The organism is Roseiterribacter gracilis (genome assembly GCA_018332375.1).
In the GTDB taxonomy this organism is placed as follows: domain Bacteria; phylum Pseudomonadota; class Alphaproteobacteria; order BOG-932; family Roseiterribacteraceae; genus Roseiterribacter; species Roseiterribacter gracilis.
The window spans coordinates 928346-944231 of record BOPV01000001.1 but is presented as its reverse complement, the minus strand read 5'-3'; the positions used below and the strand labels follow the sequence as shown (position 1 = coordinate 944231).

At 63.3% G+C, this 15886-nt stretch carries 19 protein-coding genes and 1 tRNA gene; 2 read left to right on the top strand and 18 right to left on the bottom strand.

Features of this window, described 5'->3' with window-relative positions:
* The first annotated feature begins 73 nt into the window (after positions 1 to 73).
* Complete coding sequence (locus TMPK1_RS04710) at positions 74 to 232, top strand: DUF3309 family protein (RefSeq protein ID WP_478212882.1); 159 nt, start codon at positions 74 to 76, stop codon at positions 230 to 232.
* Between the two features lie 119 nt (positions 233 to 351).
* Here the strand turns inward: TMPK1_RS04710 and TMPK1_RS04705 are convergent, their stop codons facing one another.
* Genes TMPK1_RS04705 through TMPK1_RS04695 form a run of 3 tightly spaced genes read right to left on the bottom strand, consistent with a single transcriptional unit; the run spans position 352 to position 2787 of the window.
* Complete coding sequence (locus tag TMPK1_RS04705) at positions 352 to 762, bottom strand: CreA family protein (RefSeq protein ID WP_478212881.1); 411 nt, start codon at positions 760 to 762, stop codon at positions 352 to 354.
* 38 nt (positions 763 to 800) lie between these two features.
* Positions 801 to 1631, bottom strand: coding sequence for a YihY/virulence factor BrkB family protein (locus TMPK1_RS04700; protein ID WP_420241738.1), 831 nt, complete (start codon positions 1629 to 1631; stop codon positions 801 to 803).
* Position 1632: 1 nt separating this feature from the next.
* On the bottom strand, positions 1633 to 2787 hold the full coding sequence (locus TMPK1_RS04695) for a DNA topoisomerase IB (RefSeq protein ID WP_420241737.1): 1155 nt from the start codon (positions 2785 to 2787) through the stop codon (positions 1633 to 1635).
* A gap of 100 nt (positions 2788 to 2887) precedes the next feature.
* Between TMPK1_RS04695 and TMPK1_RS04690 the strand changes: the two genes are divergently transcribed.
* Complete coding sequence (locus tag TMPK1_RS04690) at positions 2888 to 4069, top strand: EAL domain-containing protein (protein WP_420241736.1); 1182 nt, start codon at positions 2888 to 2890, stop codon at positions 4067 to 4069.
* Between the two features lie 18 nt (positions 4070 to 4087).
* Here TMPK1_RS04690 and TMPK1_RS04685 read toward each other — a convergent pair whose 3' ends face one another.
* The 15 genes from TMPK1_RS04685 to TMPK1_RS04615 form a co-directional block, all read right to left on the bottom strand.
* On the bottom strand, positions 4088 to 4222 hold the full coding sequence (locus TMPK1_RS04685) for a hypothetical protein (protein WP_420241735.1): 135 nt from the start codon (positions 4220 to 4222) through the stop codon (positions 4088 to 4090).
* 59 nt (positions 4223 to 4281) lie between these two features.
* Entirely contained in the window at positions 4282 to 5580 is a 1299-nt protein-coding gene (purB, locus tag TMPK1_RS04680; protein ID WP_420241734.1) for an adenylosuccinate lyase, read from the bottom strand.
* Entirely contained in the window at positions 5580 to 6935 is a 1356-nt protein-coding gene (locus TMPK1_RS04675; RefSeq protein ID WP_420241733.1) for a DEAD/DEAH box helicase, read from the bottom strand. The genes purB and TMPK1_RS04675 overlap by 1 nt, the downstream gene beginning before the upstream one ends.
* Before the next feature lie 275 nt (positions 6936 to 7210).
* Positions 7211 to 7750: a hypothetical protein gene (locus TMPK1_RS04670; protein ID WP_420241732.1), complete on the bottom strand. Its 540-nt coding sequence runs from the start codon at positions 7748 to 7750 to the stop codon at positions 7211 to 7213.
* A gap of 129 nt (positions 7751 to 7879) precedes the next feature.
* A tRNA-Phe gene (locus TMPK1_RS04665) sits at positions 7880 to 7955 on the bottom strand.
* Entirely contained in the window at positions 7956 to 8186 is a 231-nt protein-coding gene (locus TMPK1_RS04660) for a DNA gyrase inhibitor YacG (RefSeq protein ID WP_420241731.1), read from the bottom strand.
* Positions 8183 to 9289, bottom strand: coding sequence for a ribonuclease E/G (locus TMPK1_RS04655; protein ID WP_420241730.1), 1107 nt, complete (start codon positions 9287 to 9289; stop codon positions 8183 to 8185). The genes TMPK1_RS04660 and TMPK1_RS04655 overlap by 4 nt, the downstream gene beginning before the upstream one ends.
* A complete protein-coding gene (locus TMPK1_RS04650; RefSeq protein WP_420241729.1) occupies positions 9286 to 9864 on the bottom strand; it encodes a Maf family protein in 579 nt (192 codons plus the stop codon). Before TMPK1_RS04650 ends, TMPK1_RS04655 begins: the two co-directional genes overlap by 4 nt.
* Positions 9861 to 10262, bottom strand: a complete 402-nt coding sequence (locus TMPK1_RS04645) for an arsenate-mycothiol transferase ArsC (RefSeq protein WP_420241728.1) — start codon at positions 10260 to 10262, stop codon at positions 9861 to 9863. The genes TMPK1_RS04650 and TMPK1_RS04645 overlap by 4 nt, the downstream gene beginning before the upstream one ends.
* Positions 10259 to 10732 carry a UPF0262 family protein gene (locus TMPK1_RS04640; protein WP_420241727.1) on the bottom strand — a complete coding sequence of 158 codons (474 nt, stop codon included), beginning with the start codon at positions 10730 to 10732 and terminating at the stop codon, positions 10259 to 10261. Before TMPK1_RS04640 ends, TMPK1_RS04645 begins: the two co-directional genes overlap by 4 nt.
* Entirely contained in the window at positions 10729 to 12018 is a 1290-nt protein-coding gene (gene hisD / locus TMPK1_RS04635; RefSeq protein WP_420241726.1) for a histidinol dehydrogenase, read from the bottom strand. Before hisD ends, TMPK1_RS04640 begins: the two co-directional genes overlap by 4 nt.
* Positions 12011 to 12661, bottom strand: a complete 651-nt coding sequence (gene hisG, locus TMPK1_RS04630; protein ID WP_420241725.1) for an ATP phosphoribosyltransferase — start codon at positions 12659 to 12661, stop codon at positions 12011 to 12013. Before hisG ends, hisD begins: the two co-directional genes overlap by 8 nt.
* A gap of 29 nt (positions 12662 to 12690) precedes the next feature.
* Positions 12691 to 13122, bottom strand: coding sequence for a DUF2948 family protein (locus TMPK1_RS04625; protein WP_420241724.1), 432 nt, complete (start codon positions 13120 to 13122; stop codon positions 12691 to 12693).
* Positions 13119 to 14378, bottom strand: coding sequence for a UDP-N-acetylglucosamine 1-carboxyvinyltransferase (gene murA / locus TMPK1_RS04620; protein WP_420241723.1), 1260 nt, complete (start codon positions 14376 to 14378; stop codon positions 13119 to 13121). The genes TMPK1_RS04625 and murA overlap by 4 nt, the downstream gene beginning before the upstream one ends.
* A 203-nt stretch (positions 14379 to 14581) precedes the next feature.
* A complete protein-coding gene (locus TMPK1_RS04615) occupies positions 14582 to 15886 on the bottom strand; it encodes a dicarboxylate/amino acid:cation symporter (RefSeq protein ID WP_420245619.1) in 1305 nt (434 codons plus the stop codon).

The following is a 15886-nucleotide window of genomic DNA, read 5'->3' as shown; positions in this document are numbered from 1 at the left end:
GAGCGGCCAGCGTTCCGGAACATAATACGATCGAGGTGTGTTGTTCGGGCAGTGTTTGATCAGAGGTGCCCAAATGGCCTTGTCGACGATTCTTCTTGTGGTGCTGATCCTGCTGTTGGTCGGTGCCGTGCCCGCTTGGCCGTATAGCCGCGGTTGGGGCTATTACCCGAGCGGCGTGCTTGGCACGGTTCTGGTCGTGCTGCTGATCCTGCTGTTGCTGGGTCGGATCTGACGCGAACGCGTCATCCCCGCGAAAGCGGGGATCCATTCATCCATGTTCGCGACGTCGCCAGGATCGCGGCGGCGTCGCGATGGATCGCTGCCTACGCAGGGATGACGTGCTAACACACGTCACTTGCCCCACGGCATAATCGGTACGGTCGACAGGCTGTTCTTCGGGGATCCGTCGATCAGCTTGTCGCTGTACACGACGTAGACGAGCGTGTTGCGAGTCTTGTCGAGAAAGCGCACGACGCGCAGCCGCTTGAACAGAATCGAGCGGCGCTCGTTGAAGACTTCTTCGCCGTCTTTCAGTTCCTCTTTGATCGTGATCGGACCGATCTGCCGGCAGGCGATCGACGCGTCGGACGTGTCTTCGGCGAGACCGACCGCGCCTTTCAGGCCGCCTTTCTTGGCACTTGAGACGTGACACGCGACGTTCTGCACCTTGGGATCGTCGAACGCCTCGACCACGATCTTGTGGTTGGGGCCGATCAGCTTGAACGCGGTGTCGACGCTGCCGATCTCTTCCGCTGCGGACATCGAAGGCAGAGCGAGAGCCAAAAGCGCGAGTGCGTATTTCACGGTTGTTTCCTCCGTCGATACAGCGCGGCATTCAGATGCCCGCCATACACGAACAAAATAGCGCTGACATAAAAGAAGAGCAGGGCGGCGATGACGCCGGCCAGACTGCCATAGGTCGCACCGTAATTGGCAAAGCGGCCCAGATATTCGCTGAACAGCATCGCCGCCAGCACCCACAGCACCGTCGTTGCAATTGCGCCCGGCAACACGTCACGCGCGCGGTGTTTCAAGTTCGGCAGCCAGCGATGCACCACGACCAGCCCGACGAGCATCACCACCAAGGTGACGACGTAGCGTCCGCGCGCCCAGAGATCGAGCTCGGGCGCGAACATGCCGAGGATGCGCGTCAGGATCTGCGCCACCAGCGGGCCGAGCACGATGCCGATCGTGAGCAGCACGATCATCAACGAACCCAGCAGCACGAAGGCGAGATCCATCAGCTTGCGGCGCCAATAGGGGCGTTCCTCGGAAGCGCCGTAGGCACGGTTCAGTGAAACGCGCAGCGCATCGACGCCCGACATGGCGGACCACAAAGCTGCGACCAGACCAATTGCGGCGAGATCGGTGCGTGGCGTCGACAGAACCTGGTTGATGATCGGCACCAGCGTTTTGACGATCTCTTGCGGCACGAACAGAAACAGATATTCGACGAAGGTCTCGGCGCCGTGCACGTCGCCGACCAGGCCAGCCAGTGCAGCCAGGAACACAAGAAACGGAAACAGCGCGAGCATCGCGGTAAAGGCGACATGGCCCGACATTTCGAGCCCGTCATCATCGACCAACCGTTCGCCCGCGTCCCAGGCCAGGCCCAAGACGTTGCGGATCATGTCAGTGGGTCCGCATGCGTTTTGCGCCGGTCTTTTTCGCCGCGCGTTTCTTCTTCGTCTTGCTGACGGCTTTCGCCAGCCGCTGCTGCAGAAAAGCCAAAACCGCGGTCTCCTCGCTGCTCATCGAGGTCAGACCTTGCACGAGTTCGATCTCGGTTTCGACCTTGAGCCGCTCGGCCAAGCTGCCGTCGAGATGGGCGGCGAAGATCTCGGGGTGGATGTAGCATTTACGGCACACCGCCTTGGTGTTGCCGAGCCGGGCAGCGACTTTCTCGATCGCTTCGGTCACTTGGCGTTTGGCGGCGGCCTGGCTGTCGAAGCTTTCGAACGCCTGCAGCGCCAAAGCTGCCAGCACGGTGCCGGCCCAGGTGCGGAAATCCTTGGCGGTAAAATCCTGGCCGGTGATCTCGCGCAGATAGGCGTTGACGTCGTCCGAGCTGATGCTGCGCCGTTCGTCATTCTCGTCGAGATACTGGAACAGCTCCTGGCCCGGCAGCGCCTGACAGGCAGCGACAATCTTGGCGAGGCGGCGGTCGCGAATCTCGACCGCGTGTTTCTTGCCGCTTTTGCCTTTGAACTCAAACCGGATCTTGGCGCCTTCGGTTTCGACGTGCTTGTCGCGCATCGTCGTCAGCCCATAGCTGCCATTGTCGCGTGCGTATTCTTCGTTGCCGACGCGAATCAAGGTCGACTCCAACAGCCGCACCACGGTCGCAAGAAGCTTTTCGCGCGGCAGCCCAGTGCGCCGTAAGTCGGCATCGACCCGCGCGCGAATCGCGGGCAGGGCTTCGGCGAAGGCGAGGGTGCGTTCGTACTTGGCCTCGTCGCGCACTTCGCGCCATTTGGCGTGATAGCGATATTGCTTGCGCCCACGTGCGTCGCGGCCGGTCGCTTGGATGTGGCCGTTCGGCAACGGACAGATCCAAACATCTGTGTAGGCAGGCGGAATTGCGAGCGCGCGAATGCGGCGCAACGACTTGTCGTCGCGAATTTGCGTTCCGTCGGCAGCCAAATAGGTGAAGCCGCCACGCGCTTTGCGTCGCGTGATTCCAGGACTTTCATCGCTGACATAGCGCAGCCCTGCCTGCCGCGCCGCGACCGGCGGCGACGGCATGGTGGGTGCGGGTTCAATCGTGTCCGTCGATGCGAACGTCATATTAAGGGCTAGACAGATAGGTATTGCTGCGCCAACAACGCATGACCACGGTGATTTGTGCCGGCGACGCGCTGTCGCTGCGTAGTGAGGCATTGACCGCGTGTACCGAAAGTCGATTGCGCCTGGCATCGTCGTCTTCGGGGAAGGTGCACCCGCCGATTGCGCCTACATCATCGAACGTGGATCGGTCGAAATCGCGATTGAGCGCGATGGACGATTGGTCGTGCTTGCCGCGCTTGGGCCCGGCGAGATTTTTGGCGAAGCAGCTTTGATCGACGACGATTTGCGCCCGGCCACGGCAACGGCGCGAACTGAGCTCGATGTGCTGGTCGTTCCGCGCGACGCCATCGGCGAGTCGCTGCGCGCAAGCCAACCCGACATCTATTCGCTGGTGACCTCGCTGCTGATGCGGCTGCAGGCGGTACACGATCGCCGCGCATCGCCGCCGGTTGCAGGCGCCATGCGCGACGATGTGGTGCGCACCCTGACGATCGAAGGCGAATTGCGCCAAGGGCTCGACAACGACGAGTTCGAACCGTTCTTCCAGCCAATCGTCGATCTCGACACGGGCGAGATCGCCGGCTTTGAAGCATTGGCGCGCTGGCGCAAGCCGGATCGCGGTCTGATCCCGCCGATCGAGTTCATCGGCGTTGCCGAGCAGACCGGCCTCATCCGCGAAATTGACGCGGTCGTGCTGGCCAGCGCCTGGAAAAGCCTGGCGTCGGCGCAGGAAGCGGTTGCCGGTAAGAAGGGGCGCAGCACCAAGCCGCTCTTCTTGTCGATCAACATCGCGGCCGAGAATTTCGTCGACATGCAGCTGGTTGCGAATGTGCGCAAGCTGCTCGGCACGGCCGGATTCGATCCGTCGCTGCTGAAATTGGAAATCACCGAAAGCGGACTGATCAACAGTCCCGAGATCGCCTATCGCGTACTGACCGAATTACGTTCGCTGGGCGTCTCGATCGCGCTCGACGATTTCGGCACCGGCTATTCCAGCTTGAGCTATCTGCACCGGTTTCCGATCGACAGTCTTAAAATCGATCGTACCTTCGTCAACGCGTTGGCATCCAGCGATCGCAGCCGCGCCATCGTGCGCACCATCGTCGGTCTCGGCCAGTCGATGTCGTTAAAAGTGATCGCCGAAGGGATCGAAGAAGAAAGCACCGCCGACATGCTGCGCGAGATGGGGCTGCAATACGGGCAGGGCTATCACTATTCGATGCCGGTCGGCCGCGCGAGCATGCAACAGATGCTGCTCGGCGGCGGACTCGGCGGTAGCTGAGTCCGCGCCGGAGGCAGGTTACGGATTACCCGCGCCGCGTTCGACTTCGGTCGTGGTGGTCTTGGTATAACTGACGGTTTTGTCGCTGCTGCCGCAGGCAGCAAGCGCCAGCACGGCAAGAATGGGCAGCGCGGCCCGTTTGATTGCCTTCATCGATCGTCTCCGTCGTGGTTCTACGGGTCGAACCGACGGGCAAGACGACTGTTCCGCTGTTACGCCTTGCCGAAGACTCGGGCGAAAACCACATCGACATTGCGCAAATAGAAGTCGGGGTCGAACAACCCATCGAGCTGTGCTTTGGGCAACAGCTTGGCGAGTTCTTCGTCCTTCTCCAGTTCGGCGCGGAAGTCGCGGCGATTTTCCCAGGCCGCCATCGCATTGCGTTGGACGGCTTTGTAGCTGTCTTCGCGGCTGAGACCAGCCTGCGTCAGTGCCAGCATCACGCGCTGCGAATAATGCAGCCCGCCCAGCGCGTCGAGATTGCGGCGCATGTTTTCGGGATAGACGACCAGCTTGTCGATGACGCTGGTCATGCGCGCCAGCGCGAAGTCCAAGGCGACGGTCGCGTCGGGGCCGTTCAAGCGCTCGACCGACGAATGCGAGATATCGCGCTCGTGCCACAGCGCGACGTTTTCCAACGCCGGAATCACAGCAGCGCGCACCACGCGCGCGATGCCGGTGACGTTCTCGGTCAGGACCGGGTTGCGCTTGTGCGGCATCGCCGACGAGCCTTTCTGGCCGGGCGAGAAATACTCTTCCGCTTCGCGCACTTCGCTGCGCTGGAGATGGCGGATCTCGATCGCAAGATTCTCGATCGACGAGGCGGTGATCGCCATTGCTGCAAAGAACGCAGCGTGACGGTCGCGCGGAATGACCTGGGTCGAAATTGTTTCGGGCGTCAGCCCCATTTTCTTCGCGACATGTTCTTCGACCGCGGGGTCGATCGTCGCAAACGTGCCGACAGCGCCGGAAATGGCGCAGGTCGCGACGTCGGCGCGCGCTGCAGCCAGGCGATCGCGGTTGCGTTTGAACGCCGCGTAGTGCGTCGCCAGTTTGAGACCGAACGACGTCGGTTCGGCGTGAATGCCGTGGCTGCGCCCGATCGTCGGCGTGCGTTTGTGTTCGCGCGCGCGACGTTCGAGAGCTGCAAGCAGCAAATCGAGATCGGCCAGCAGGAGATCGGCGGCTTGCGTTAGTTGCACCGACAGGCATGTGTCGAGCACGTCGCTCGACGTCATGCCCTGGTGGACGAACCGCGCTTCCGGACCAACATGCTCGGCAAGGTTGGTCAGGAAGGCGATGACGTCGTGCTTGGTCTCGCGCTCGATTTCATCGATGCGCGCGATGTCCCACTTGCCGCGCTCCCAGACTGCCTTGGCGGCTTCTTTCGGAATCACACCCAACGCTGCCTGCGCGTCGCAGGCATGGGCTTCGATTTCGAACCAGATCCGGAACCGGTTTTCCGGCTCCCAGATCTTCACCATTTCAGGCCGGCTGTAGCGCGGGATCATTAGTTGGGACGGGCTCCGTTTGAAGACCGGGACGCATTAGCCGGCGCACCGCCGCTGTTCAAGCCGCCACCGCCGCCACGACGACGACGCGGACGATTCTGGCCGTTGCCGGGGCGATTGCCGTCTTCACGACGGGGCTGTTGGCCCTGACGCTGCTGCTGCCCCTGACGGTGGTGCTGCGGCGGACGCGATTCGCGCGGTGCTGCGAGTTCAGCGGCGCTGGGGCCGGGGATCTCCATCGCATTCGGCGTCAGCTTCATGCGGATGAGCTTTTCGATGTCGCGCAGATAGGAGCGCTCTTCACGGTCGCAGAACGCGATCGCGATGCCGGTCGCGCCAGCACGCGCGGTGCGGCCGATGCGATGGACATATTGCTCAGCAACGTTCGGCAATTCGAAATTGATCACGTGCGTGATGCCGTCGACGTCGATGCCGCGCGCGGCGATGTCGGTGGCGACCAGCGCACGAATGCGGCCGGCGCGGAAATCTTCCAGCGCGCGAACGCGGGCCGATTGCGACTTGTTGCCATGAATTGCCGCCGCCGGGACGCCGGCTTTGTCGAGCAATTCAGACACGCGGTTGGCGCCGTGCTTCATGCGCGTGAAAATGATCGCGCGTTCCAGCTTGGGATCTTCGAACAGCTTGAGCAGCAAACGACGCTTCTCGTCTTTTTCGGCGAAGATCACCGACTGTTCGACTTTCTCGGCCGTCGTCGCTTGTGGCGTGACTTCGACGCGCACCGGATCTTTCAGCAGACCTTCGGCGAGCTTGCCGACATCGCCCGCCATCGTGGCCGAGAAGAACAGGGTGTGGCGTTCTTTCGGCAGCTTGGCGACGACGCGTTTGACGTCGTGAATGAAGCCCATGTCGAGCATACGGTCGGCTTCATCGAGGATGAAGGTTTCGACCGAGCCGACATTGATGTGGCCTTGGCCCATCAAGTCGATCAAACGGCCCGGCGTTGCGACGACGATGTCGATGCCGCGCGCGACCGAACGAACCTGCGGTTCCTGACCAACGCCGCCGAAAATGACGGTGTGGCGGAATTGCAGGTGACGACCATAGGTGGCGAGGCTGTCTGCGATCTGCAGCGCAAGTTCGCGCGTCGGCGTCAGGATCAGCGCGCGCATCGATTTCGGCGCCGCGCGTTTGTCGCTGGCGGCAAGACGCTGCAGCAGCGGAAGCGAGAAGGCGGCGGTTTTGCCGGTGCCGGTCTGGGCGATGCCGATCAGATCGCGGCCTGCGAGAACCGGCGGAATTGCCTTGGCCTGAATCGGCGTCGGCGTGGTGTAGCCCTCGGTGCTGAGCGCGCGCAAAAGCGGTTCGGCAAGGCCGAGGTCATTGAAACTAGTCACAAGAGTCTTTCTCGCCGACCGCCTCGCACGGAGTCCGAGCGGCGTTTTGTCGAACGACGGCGCGCTGCCGGTGATCGGGGGAAATTGGTTCTCGCGGCGGCGGTTCTACCCGGACTTCAAGTCAGGACTGGTGAACTGCCCAGCGCGTCGCGAGGCGTAAGACGCGGCGTGGAGATGCGGGTTTGGGTACGAGAAGTCAAGGAAGGGCTTGGCGAACCAGCCCTGCGTTGCTGCGGATTGGATCTCTGCCTGCGCTGGGATGAGGGCTTAGGCCGTCAATTCAGCGGCTTATCACGGGCGCTGTCGATCCAGCGGCCCGGCCACAGCGAGTCACAGCCAGCTGCGAATGGGCAGTCGGCGCGGTCGCGCCAGGTTGCCTTGGTGATTCGCATCGTCACGCGGCCGTAATTGTCCAACAGCTTCTGACCGTACGTGTCGGTCAGCGTGTCGTTCATCGAGCATTGCAGGAAGCCGTTCTGGGTGGCGATGGTTTCGACGTCTTCGCCGATCAGGAACGTATCGGTGCCGATCCGGCCAATCAGCGAGCCGGCCGGTGCGCTGGGGAGCGGGCTGCCCGGGCGGGCGCGTTCGACCAGGCCTGCCGGGGTCACGATGCCCTGGCCGACATTCGGCGTCCAAAGCCCGTTCACCCATGTAATGCGGAATTTCTCGCCCTGGGCGACGTAGACGCCCGTGTTCTGCCAGCGCTGCTGCGCGTTGCAGGCAAATTCGGTTTCCGCCGCAGGACCGGGCGAGACGCCACAGCCAGCCAGCGCGGAGGTGAGCAAAACGATGGCGAGCGTGGCGCGGATCATGGTGACCAGGATCCTACAGCGAGCATGAAGAAAAGGTATCTCCCTGCGCGCTTCGCGCTTCGGGCGACATGGATTTTCTTGAGCTGGAAATGGCCTGCCACCCGAAGCTCGCCTTCGGCGAGCGAAGGGTGGTGCCCGGGGGCGGATTTGAACCACCGACACGGCGATTTTCAGTCGCCTGCTCTACCAACTGAGCTACCCGGGCTTACCCGTCTTCGCGGGAGCGAGGCGTATAACCGGGTGAATCCGGGCTGTCCAGCGGGGTCCCATCTGAATCCCCGGTCAAATCCACAGGATCCGCGTCAGGGTCGTCTTTCTGCACGACATAGCGCTCGCCGAGCCAGCGGCCGAGATCAACATCGGCGCAGCGTTTTGAGCAGAAAGCGCGGAGTTTTCCGCCCGCTGATTCTTTGCCGCAGACCGGGCATTTGCTCATGCCAGCAGCTCCGCGATGGGGCGCCCGCGACGTTCGCGCGCAAGCTCGACCAGACCGAATTTCGACATGGGCAACATCTGGGTCTCGACCGGGTCGCGGGCCAGGGCCGTCTGCAAGGCGCGTTCGACCAGGGCGCGATCGCGCGGGCTGCGCATCGAAATGAAATCCACCACGATCAACCCGCCGATATGGCGCAGCCGCAATTGCCGCGCGATTTCATCGGAAGCCGCGAGATTTGCGTCGAGCGCATTGCGCGTCGACCCGTCAACGTCGATCGCGGTCAGCGCCGTCACCGTTTCGATGGTCAGGCGCCCGCCGCCCGGCAAGGTCACGACCGGCTCGGTCAAGCTGTCGATCGCGCCGTCGAGATCGCGCAACGCAAAGAGCGGCGTCGTATCGCGGTAGGGGTGAATGCGATCGACGAGATCCGGCGCGTTGGTTTTGACCCAGGCGAGCAGGGCAGGCGCGCCATCTTCAAGTTCAATTCGGTCGATCGGATCGGGCGTTTCAGTCAGCAAACGTTGCGGCGCGCTTGGCGCCGGCAACAGCAACGACGCTTCGTCGCCTTGCACCAACGACGACCAGCTTTCGAGTAGCGCGCGCGCTTCGTGCACGACCAGCGCCGGGTCGGCGCTTGCCGCCGCGGTGCGCACGATCCAGCCGCCGGGCAATTCCAACAACAGTCGCGCCAGACCACTGCGTCCTGCTTCGGGAAAGCGGCGCGAGAAGCGCACGCCGTCGCTGCTGGGCAGCGCAATCACGAACCGGCCGGGCAAAGACACGTCGGTGGAGACTTGCGCCGCCTTGTCGCCGACCGCGTCGTTTTTGATCTGCACGGTCACGGGACCGTTCGGCACCGGTTCCGGCACGCCGCCCGCGCGATTGCCAACTGCGCGTGCGCTGAGCAACACGCGCGAGCCGTCGGCGAGTTTGAGAAATTGACCAAGTCCAGGGCGATGATGGTCGGGCAAAGCGCGATGCACCGAACCGACCGCGCTAGGCCGGTCGAGACGATCGATTTCGATGGCGCACAGGCGCCCGTCTTCAACCAGCGCGGCGCGCCGGCGCCCCCCGGTCACATCGACGAGCAATTCGCGCGTCACGGTTCGAACCCCACACCGGTCAGCATCTGCCGCACGTCGTACAGCGAAAGCCCGACCACATTCGAGTAGCTGCCGCTAAGAAACGATACGAAGGCGGCAGCAATTCCCTGAATCGCGTAGCCGCCGGCTTTGCCGTTCCATTCGCCGCTGGCGAGATAGGCGTCGAGTTCGCGGGGCGAGAGGCGTTTGAACGCAACCGAGGTCACGACGACGCGGGTGGCGCGGCGGCCGTCCGGCGCTGCGAGGACGATGCCACCGACGACGCGATGGCGTCGCCCCGACAAAAGTTCGAGACAGGTGCGTGCGGTGTCGACGTCTTCGGCCTTGGGCAAAAGCCGGCGCCCAACCGCGACAACCGTATCGGCAGCAAGCACGAAGGCGTCACCGCGGCGCGCATGGACTGCGGCGGCTTTGGCGCCGGCGACACGCTGCGCATAGACGGTCGGTAATTCGTTTTTCAGCGGCGTTTCGTCGATCTCGGCTGGATCAACTGCGGCGGGTTCGATGCCGATCTGCCGCAACAGCTCCAACCGTCGCGGGCTTGCCGATGCAAGTATGAGCGGCGCCTTGGTCAAGCGGTGCCAAACCGTTCGCGAATGCGCCCGGCGAGCAGATCGCGCACCGCGCGATACGCATCCAGCCTTTGTTCGCGATTGCCGCCGGTCTCGGTTGGATCCGGAACGTTCCAACGTTCGATCTTGTCGCCATACAGCGCGCGTGCGGCTGCTTCGGCGTCATCGCTGAGCGCCACGACTGTGTCGAACTCACCGAGGTGAAGATCTTCGAGCGCTTGCGGCGGATGCGGCGGACCCGACAGGCCGATCTCGGACAAGGCGGCAAGCACGAACGCATCCAGCTCGTCGCCGACGACGCCCGCCGAAGCAACATCAGCAACACCGGTCGCGCGCAGCAATTGCTCCGCCATCGGCGAGCGCACGGAATTGCGGCTGCAGACGAACAGAACGCGCATCATGCGCTGGAGCCTTGGATCAAGACGTAGATCAGCGTGAACAAGCGGCGCGCCGTATCGAGATCGCACTCGACCTTGCCTTCCAGCCGCGCGCGCAGCAGATCGGCGCCTTCGTTGTGCAGCGAGCGACGGCCCATATCGAGCGCTTCGACCTGCGCCAGATTTTGTTGGATCGCGGTGTAATAGCTTTCGCACACGATCTGATAGTCGCGCACGACGCGGCGGAACGGCGTTAGCGACAGCGCGATGATGGTGATCGGGTCGTCGCTTTCGGTGCGGATATCGAGTACCAGCCGGTTCTCGCGCATGCCGAGATGCAGCGCGTACGGGCCGTTCGCGTGACCGGCTGGCCGAAAGTCGTTCTGCGCTTGCAGATCGTAGATCGCGACCGCGCGCTCATGCTCGATTTCGGCCGACCGTTTTTCGAGCGTGACTTCGTCGAAGACGATGCGCGCGATGCGATGTTCGCTCATTTGGCGAGCCGGATCGCGATAGAGCGAGCGTGCGCCTGCAAACCCTCGGCCTCGGCCAGCGTGATGGCGGCTGGGCCGATCGCGCGCAGCGCTGCGTCGTCACAACCGACGAACGTCGTGCGCTTGAGAAAGTCGAGCACGCCCAGCCCCGACGAAAAGCGCGCCGTGCGCGCCGTCGGCAGAACATGGTTGGGGCCGGCGACGTAATCACCGACCGCTTCGGGCGCGTAGCGGCCGAGAAAGATCGCTCCGGCGTTGCGCACGCGGGCGGCCAGCGCGTCGGGGTCGGCCACTGCAAGCTCGAGATGTTCGGGCGCGATTGCGTCGATCAACGCAATGGAGTCGCGCACGTCAGCGACCAGGATTACCAAGCCGTGCGCGCGCCAGCTCGCTTCGGCGGTGGCGCGGCGCGGCAAGGCGGCCAGCTGCGCTTCGACTTCACGCTCGACCGCGGTGGCGAAGGCTGCGTCGTCGGTGATCAGGATCGCCTGCGCCGCTTCATCATGTTCGGCCTGACTCAACAGATCGGCGGCGATCCAGGCGGGATCGTTGTCGCGATCGGCGACGACCAGAATTTCCGACGGGCCGGCGATGGAATCGATTCCGACCTGGCCGAAGACGCGGCGCTTGGCGGCGGCGACATAGGCGTTGCCGGGACCGACGATTTTGTCGACCGGTGCAATCGTTGCTGTGCCATAGGCCAGGGCTGCAACTGCCTGCGCGCCGCCGACGCGATAGATCTCATCGACACCTGCGAGCCGCGCAGCGGCAAGGACCAGAGAATTAGCGACGCCGTCGGGCATCGGCACGACCATCACCAGACGCGGCACGCGCGCGACCTTGGCCGGCAGCGCATTCATCAGCACTGACGACGGATAGGCAGCGGTGCCGCCTGGCACGTAGAGGCCGGCTGCAGCGACGGCGGTCCAACGTTGGCCTAGCCGCACGCCGGCCGCATCGACGTCATCGATGTCGGACGGGCGCTGTTTTTCGTGGAAGGCGCGAATACGGTCAGCGGCGAAGGCAAGCGCGTCGCGCTGCGCCACCGGCACTTGTTTGACCGCGTCGTCGATCTCGTCGCTGCTGACGCGCAGATCGGCGGCGGTGAGCGTCACACGATCGAATTTGTTGGTTGCGTCGACCAAGGCTGCGTCGCCACGTGCGCGCACGTCGGCGATGATCTGCGCCACCACCGCGTCGACGTCGGCCGAGGTCTCGCGCTTGTCGTCCAGCGCCGCGCGGAAGGCAGCGTCGAAACCTGCGTCGCCGGCGTTCAGCTTACGCATTGCGCGCAGTCGCTTCCCGGAACCGTTCGACCCAGCCGCCGATTTCTTCGGGCCGCGTCTTGAGCGCGGTGCGGTTGACGATCAGGCGCGAGGTCACGTCGGCGATCCGCTCGACTTCGACCATGTTGTTGTCTTTCAGCGTGCGTCCGCTGGAGACGAGATCGACGATGCGCTGGCACAGGCCCAGCGACGGGGCGAGTTCGATCGCGCCGTTCAGCTTGACGCATTCGGCGGTGACGCCGCGCGCGGCGAAATGTTTGCGCGTGATGTTCGGATATTTGGTCGCGACGCGGACATGGCTCCAACGCGACGGATCGTCGGACTGCGACAGGTCGCTTGGCTCCGCCACCGACAAGCGGCAAGCGCCGATGCCGAGATCGAGCGGCGCGTAGAGATCGCCGTAGTCGAATTCCATCAGCACATCGTTTCCGGCAACGCCCAGCTGCGCCGCGCCAAAGGCAACGAAGGTCGCGACGTCGAACGAACGCACGCGGATGATTTCCAGCGACGGCAGGTTGGTCTTGAAGCGCAGTTGGCGCGATTCATCGTCGTCGAACGCAGCTTCGGGTTCGATCCCGACTGCGCGCAGCAACGGACGCAGCTCGTCCAGAATGCGGCCTTTGGGGACCGCCAGAACGATCAAGTCCCCCCTTGCAAGATTTGGGGGAGGTGTCACGGAAGTTCGTCCGACAAGAGATCGTGGCGCGGCCGACGCGTTGTCGGCCACGGCTCGCCGAAATCGACCAGGCGCGCATCCAGCTTGTTCAGCTTGAGGCGCAGCGCCGCGTCGCCGGCAAAGAGCAGGATCAGCTCGTTGTCTTCAAAGCCGACTTGCAGCAATTCCAACATGCGTTCGCGCTCGCTGAGCGCAAAGCCGCGGAACAGCACTTGCTGCACGTTGTGGACTTCGAACGCGGCGTGGGTGCGTTCGAAAATCTCGCTGTCGTCGGGCATCTCCCAACGGAAGCGGTTGAAGACGACGAGGAAGCGCGATTCCGACGGTGCGTAATGCATGTCGGCGACCGCAGCGATCGCGTCCTGCAGCTGCGTCGAAATGACGACCAGATCTTCGGCGTCGAGCGCGCGCAGCTTCAAATCACTCATGCTGCGACCCGTTCGATGTCAGCACCGCACGCGGCGAGCTTCTGTTCCAGTTTTTCGTAGCCGCGATCGAGGTGATAGACGCGGTTGACGACCGTCTCGCCTTCGGCCGCAAGGCCGGCCAGCACCAACGATACCGACGCGCGCAGGTCGGTCGCCATCACTTGCGCGCCGCGCAAGGTTTCGACGCCGCGCACCAGCGCGCTGGAATGATGCACCGTCACGTCGGCGCCCATGCGCGCCAGTTCGGGCACGTGCATGAAACGGTTTTCGAAAATCGTTTCCGTGATCATCGCGGCCCCTTCGGCGACGGTCATCAGGCTCATCATCTGCGCCTGCATATCGGTCGGGAAGCCGGGGAAAGGCTCGGTCATCACGTCGACGCCGCGGATGCGGTTGTTGCGGCGAACCACGCGGAACCCATCCGGCGTCAGCGTGACGTCGACGCGCGCCTTGGCCAAGGTCTGGGCCAGCGACTGAACATGATCGAGACGCGCACCTTTGAGTTCGACTGAGCCGCCGGTGATCGCGGCCGCGATCGCATAGGTGCCGGTTTCGATCCGGTCGGGCACGACGGCGTGCGTCGCGCCGTGCAGACCGTCGACGCCCGTGATGGTCAGCGAGTCACTGCCGATGCCTTCGATCCGCGCGCCCATCTTGACCAGGCATTCGGCGAGGTCAGTGATTTCGGGTTCGCGCGCTGCGTTGGCGAGCACGGTCGTGCCTTTGGCAAGCGCGGCTGCCATCAGCAAATTCTCGGTCGCGCCGACCGAGACTTTGGGAAACACGATGCGCGTACCGATCAGACCCTTGGGCGCGCTGGCATAGACATAGCCGCCATCGAGTTTGATCTCGGCGCCCATCGCTTCGAGCGCCGACAGATGCAGGTCGACCGGTCGCGCACCGATGGCGCAGCCGCCGGGCAACGAGACTTTGGCGACGCCGTGACGCGCCAGCAGCGGGCCCAGCACCAGCACCGAGGCGCGCATCTTGCGCACCAGATCGTAGTCGGCGGTGGTCGAGCCACCGTCCGGCGCGGTCAGCGTGACTTTGTCGTCGATGCGTTCGAAGCCGACGCCGAGCTCGACCAGCAGCTTGCCCATCGTCGAGATGTCGGCCAGCTCGGGCACGTTGGTGAGCACCAGCGGATCGGGCGTCAGCAACGCCGCCGTCATCAGCGGCAAAGCTGCGTTCTTGGCGCCCGAAATACGAATGACACCGTCGAGCTGACGCCCGCCGCGAATGCGAATTTTATCCATGGCCGTTGGTCTGGTGTTCCGATGTCGAAGTTCGAAGGTGCATGTGGCGAGTCCGAACGAACTTCGGCATCGAATAGAACACTAGCAACCTATTGTCTCCAGCGTGCCTATTGGATTTGCAGTTCATCTCGGTGCTGCTTCCAAAGATGGATGAACTTCAAATCCGGCACGCTGGTGGCCGATCGCGGCCGTGGAAAGGCGGGTCAGGTTGTCAGCGCCGATTCCGGCGGCGGTCCCTTGGCGAGTTCGCGGTCGAGCTGGTCGTGATCCAGCTCGCGTTCCCACTTGGCGACCACCATCGTGGCGACGCCGTTTCCGATCAGATTGGTCAGCGCGCGGCATTCGCTCATGAACTTGTCGATGCCGACCAAAATGGCGAGCGAAGTGATCGGAATATCCGGCACGACGGTCAGGGTCGCGGCCAAGGTGACGAAACCGGCGCCGGTAACGCCCGACGCGCCTTTCGACGTCACCATCGCGATCAGCAGAATGAACAGCTCCTGGCCGATCGTCAGCGGCGTGTTGGTGGCCTGCGCCAGAAACAGCGTCGCCAACGTCATGTAGATGTTGGTGCCGTCGAGATTGAAGCTGTAGCCGGTCGGAATGACGAGGCCGACGACCGGCTTCGACGCGCCCAGACGCTGCATCTTCTCCATCATGTGCGGCAGCACCGTCTCGGACGACGACGTGCCGAGCACGATCAGCAGCTCGTCCTTGATGTAGAGGATGAAGCGGAAGATCGAGAATTTGTGGATCCAGGCGATCGCGCCCAGCACCACGATCACGAACAGCAGCGAGCTGAGATAGAAGGTGGCGATCAGAACGCCGAGATAGCGCAGCGAGTCGAGACCGAAGGCGCCGACCGTGAATCCCATCGCGCCGAACGCGCCGATCGGCGCGACTCGAACGATGTACGAAATGATGCGGAAGAAGACTTTGCCCGCAGCGTCGATGCCGTGCGCGATCTTTTCGCCCATCGCACCCATTTGCGACACGGCGAAACCGGTCAGGATGGCGATCAACAAGATCTGCAGCAGATCACCTTTGGCGAACGCATCCACGAACGTGTTCGGGATGATGTCCATCAGGTGATTGATGAAGCTTTCTTCTTTGCCCTTGGTCACATAGGTCGCGACCTGTTTGGTATCGAGCTTGGACGGATCGATGTTGAAACCGACGCCCGGCTGCACGATTTCACCGACCAGCAGGCCGATGCCGAGCGCCAGAGTCGAAACGGCTTCGAAATAGAGCAACGCTTTGAGGCCGACGCGGCCGACCTTTTTGAGGTCGCTCATCGACGCGATGCCGTGCACGACGGTGCAGAAGATCACCGGCGCGATCATCATCTTGATCAGCTTGATGAAGCCGTCGCCCAGCGGTTTCAGCGCTTTGCCGGTGTCGGGATAAAAATATCCGACCAACACGCCGAGCACGATCGCGATCAGCACCTGCACGTACAGGATCTTCCACCAGGGGCGGCGGCCCGGCGCGTCGGTCTGACGATCCAT

Excerpts from the sequence above, each read along its gene's own strand:
- TMPK1_RS04710 (WP_478212882.1), top strand. The coding sequence starts at position 74 with ATGGCCTTGTCGACGATTCTTCTTGTGGTGCTGATCCTGCTGTTGGTC.
- TMPK1_RS04705 (WP_478212881.1), bottom strand. The coding sequence starts at position 762 with ATGTCCGCAGCGGAAGAGATCGGCAGCGTCGACACCGCGTTCAAGCTG.
- TMPK1_RS04700 (WP_420241738.1), bottom strand. The coding sequence starts at position 1,631 with ATGATCCGCAACGTCTTGGGCCTGGCCTGGGACGCGGGCGAACGGTTG.
- TMPK1_RS04695 (WP_420241737.1), bottom strand. The coding sequence starts at position 2,787 with ATGACGTTCGCATCGACGGACACGATTGAACCCGCACCCACCATGCCG.
- TMPK1_RS04685 (WP_420241735.1), bottom strand. The coding sequence starts at position 4,222 with ATGAAGGCAATCAAACGGGCCGCGCTGCCCATTCTTGCCGTGCTGGCG.
- purB (WP_420241734.1), bottom strand. The coding sequence starts at position 5,580 with ATGATCCCGCGCTACAGCCGGCCTGAAATGGTGAAGATCTGGGAGCCG.
- TMPK1_RS04670 (WP_420241732.1), bottom strand. The coding sequence starts at position 7,750 with ATGATCCGCGCCACGCTCGCCATCGTTTTGCTCACCTCCGCGCTGGCT.
- TMPK1_RS04660 (WP_420241731.1), bottom strand. The coding sequence starts at position 8,186 with ATGAGCAAATGCCCGGTCTGCGGCAAAGAATCAGCGGGCGGAAAACTC.
- TMPK1_RS04645 (WP_420241728.1), bottom strand. The coding sequence starts at position 10,262 with ATGATGCGCGTTCTGTTCGTCTGCAGCCGCAATTCCGTGCGCTCGCCG.
- TMPK1_RS04640 (WP_420241727.1), bottom strand. The coding sequence starts at position 10,732 with ATGAGCGAACATCGCATCGCGCGCATCGTCTTCGACGAAGTCACGCTC.
- hisD (WP_420241726.1), bottom strand. The coding sequence starts at position 12,018 with ATGCGTAAGCTGAACGCCGGCGACGCAGGTTTCGACGCTGCCTTCCGC.
- TMPK1_RS04625 (WP_420241724.1), bottom strand. The coding sequence starts at position 13,122 with ATGAGTGATTTGAAGCTGCGCGCGCTCGACGCCGAAGATCTGGTCGTC.
- murA (WP_420241723.1), bottom strand. The coding sequence starts at position 14,378 with ATGGATAAAATTCGCATTCGCGGCGGGCGTCAGCTCGACGGTGTCATT.
- TMPK1_RS04615 (WP_420245619.1), bottom strand. The coding sequence starts at position 15,886 with ATGGATCGTCAGACCGACGCGCCGGGCCGCCGCCCCTGGTGGAAGATC.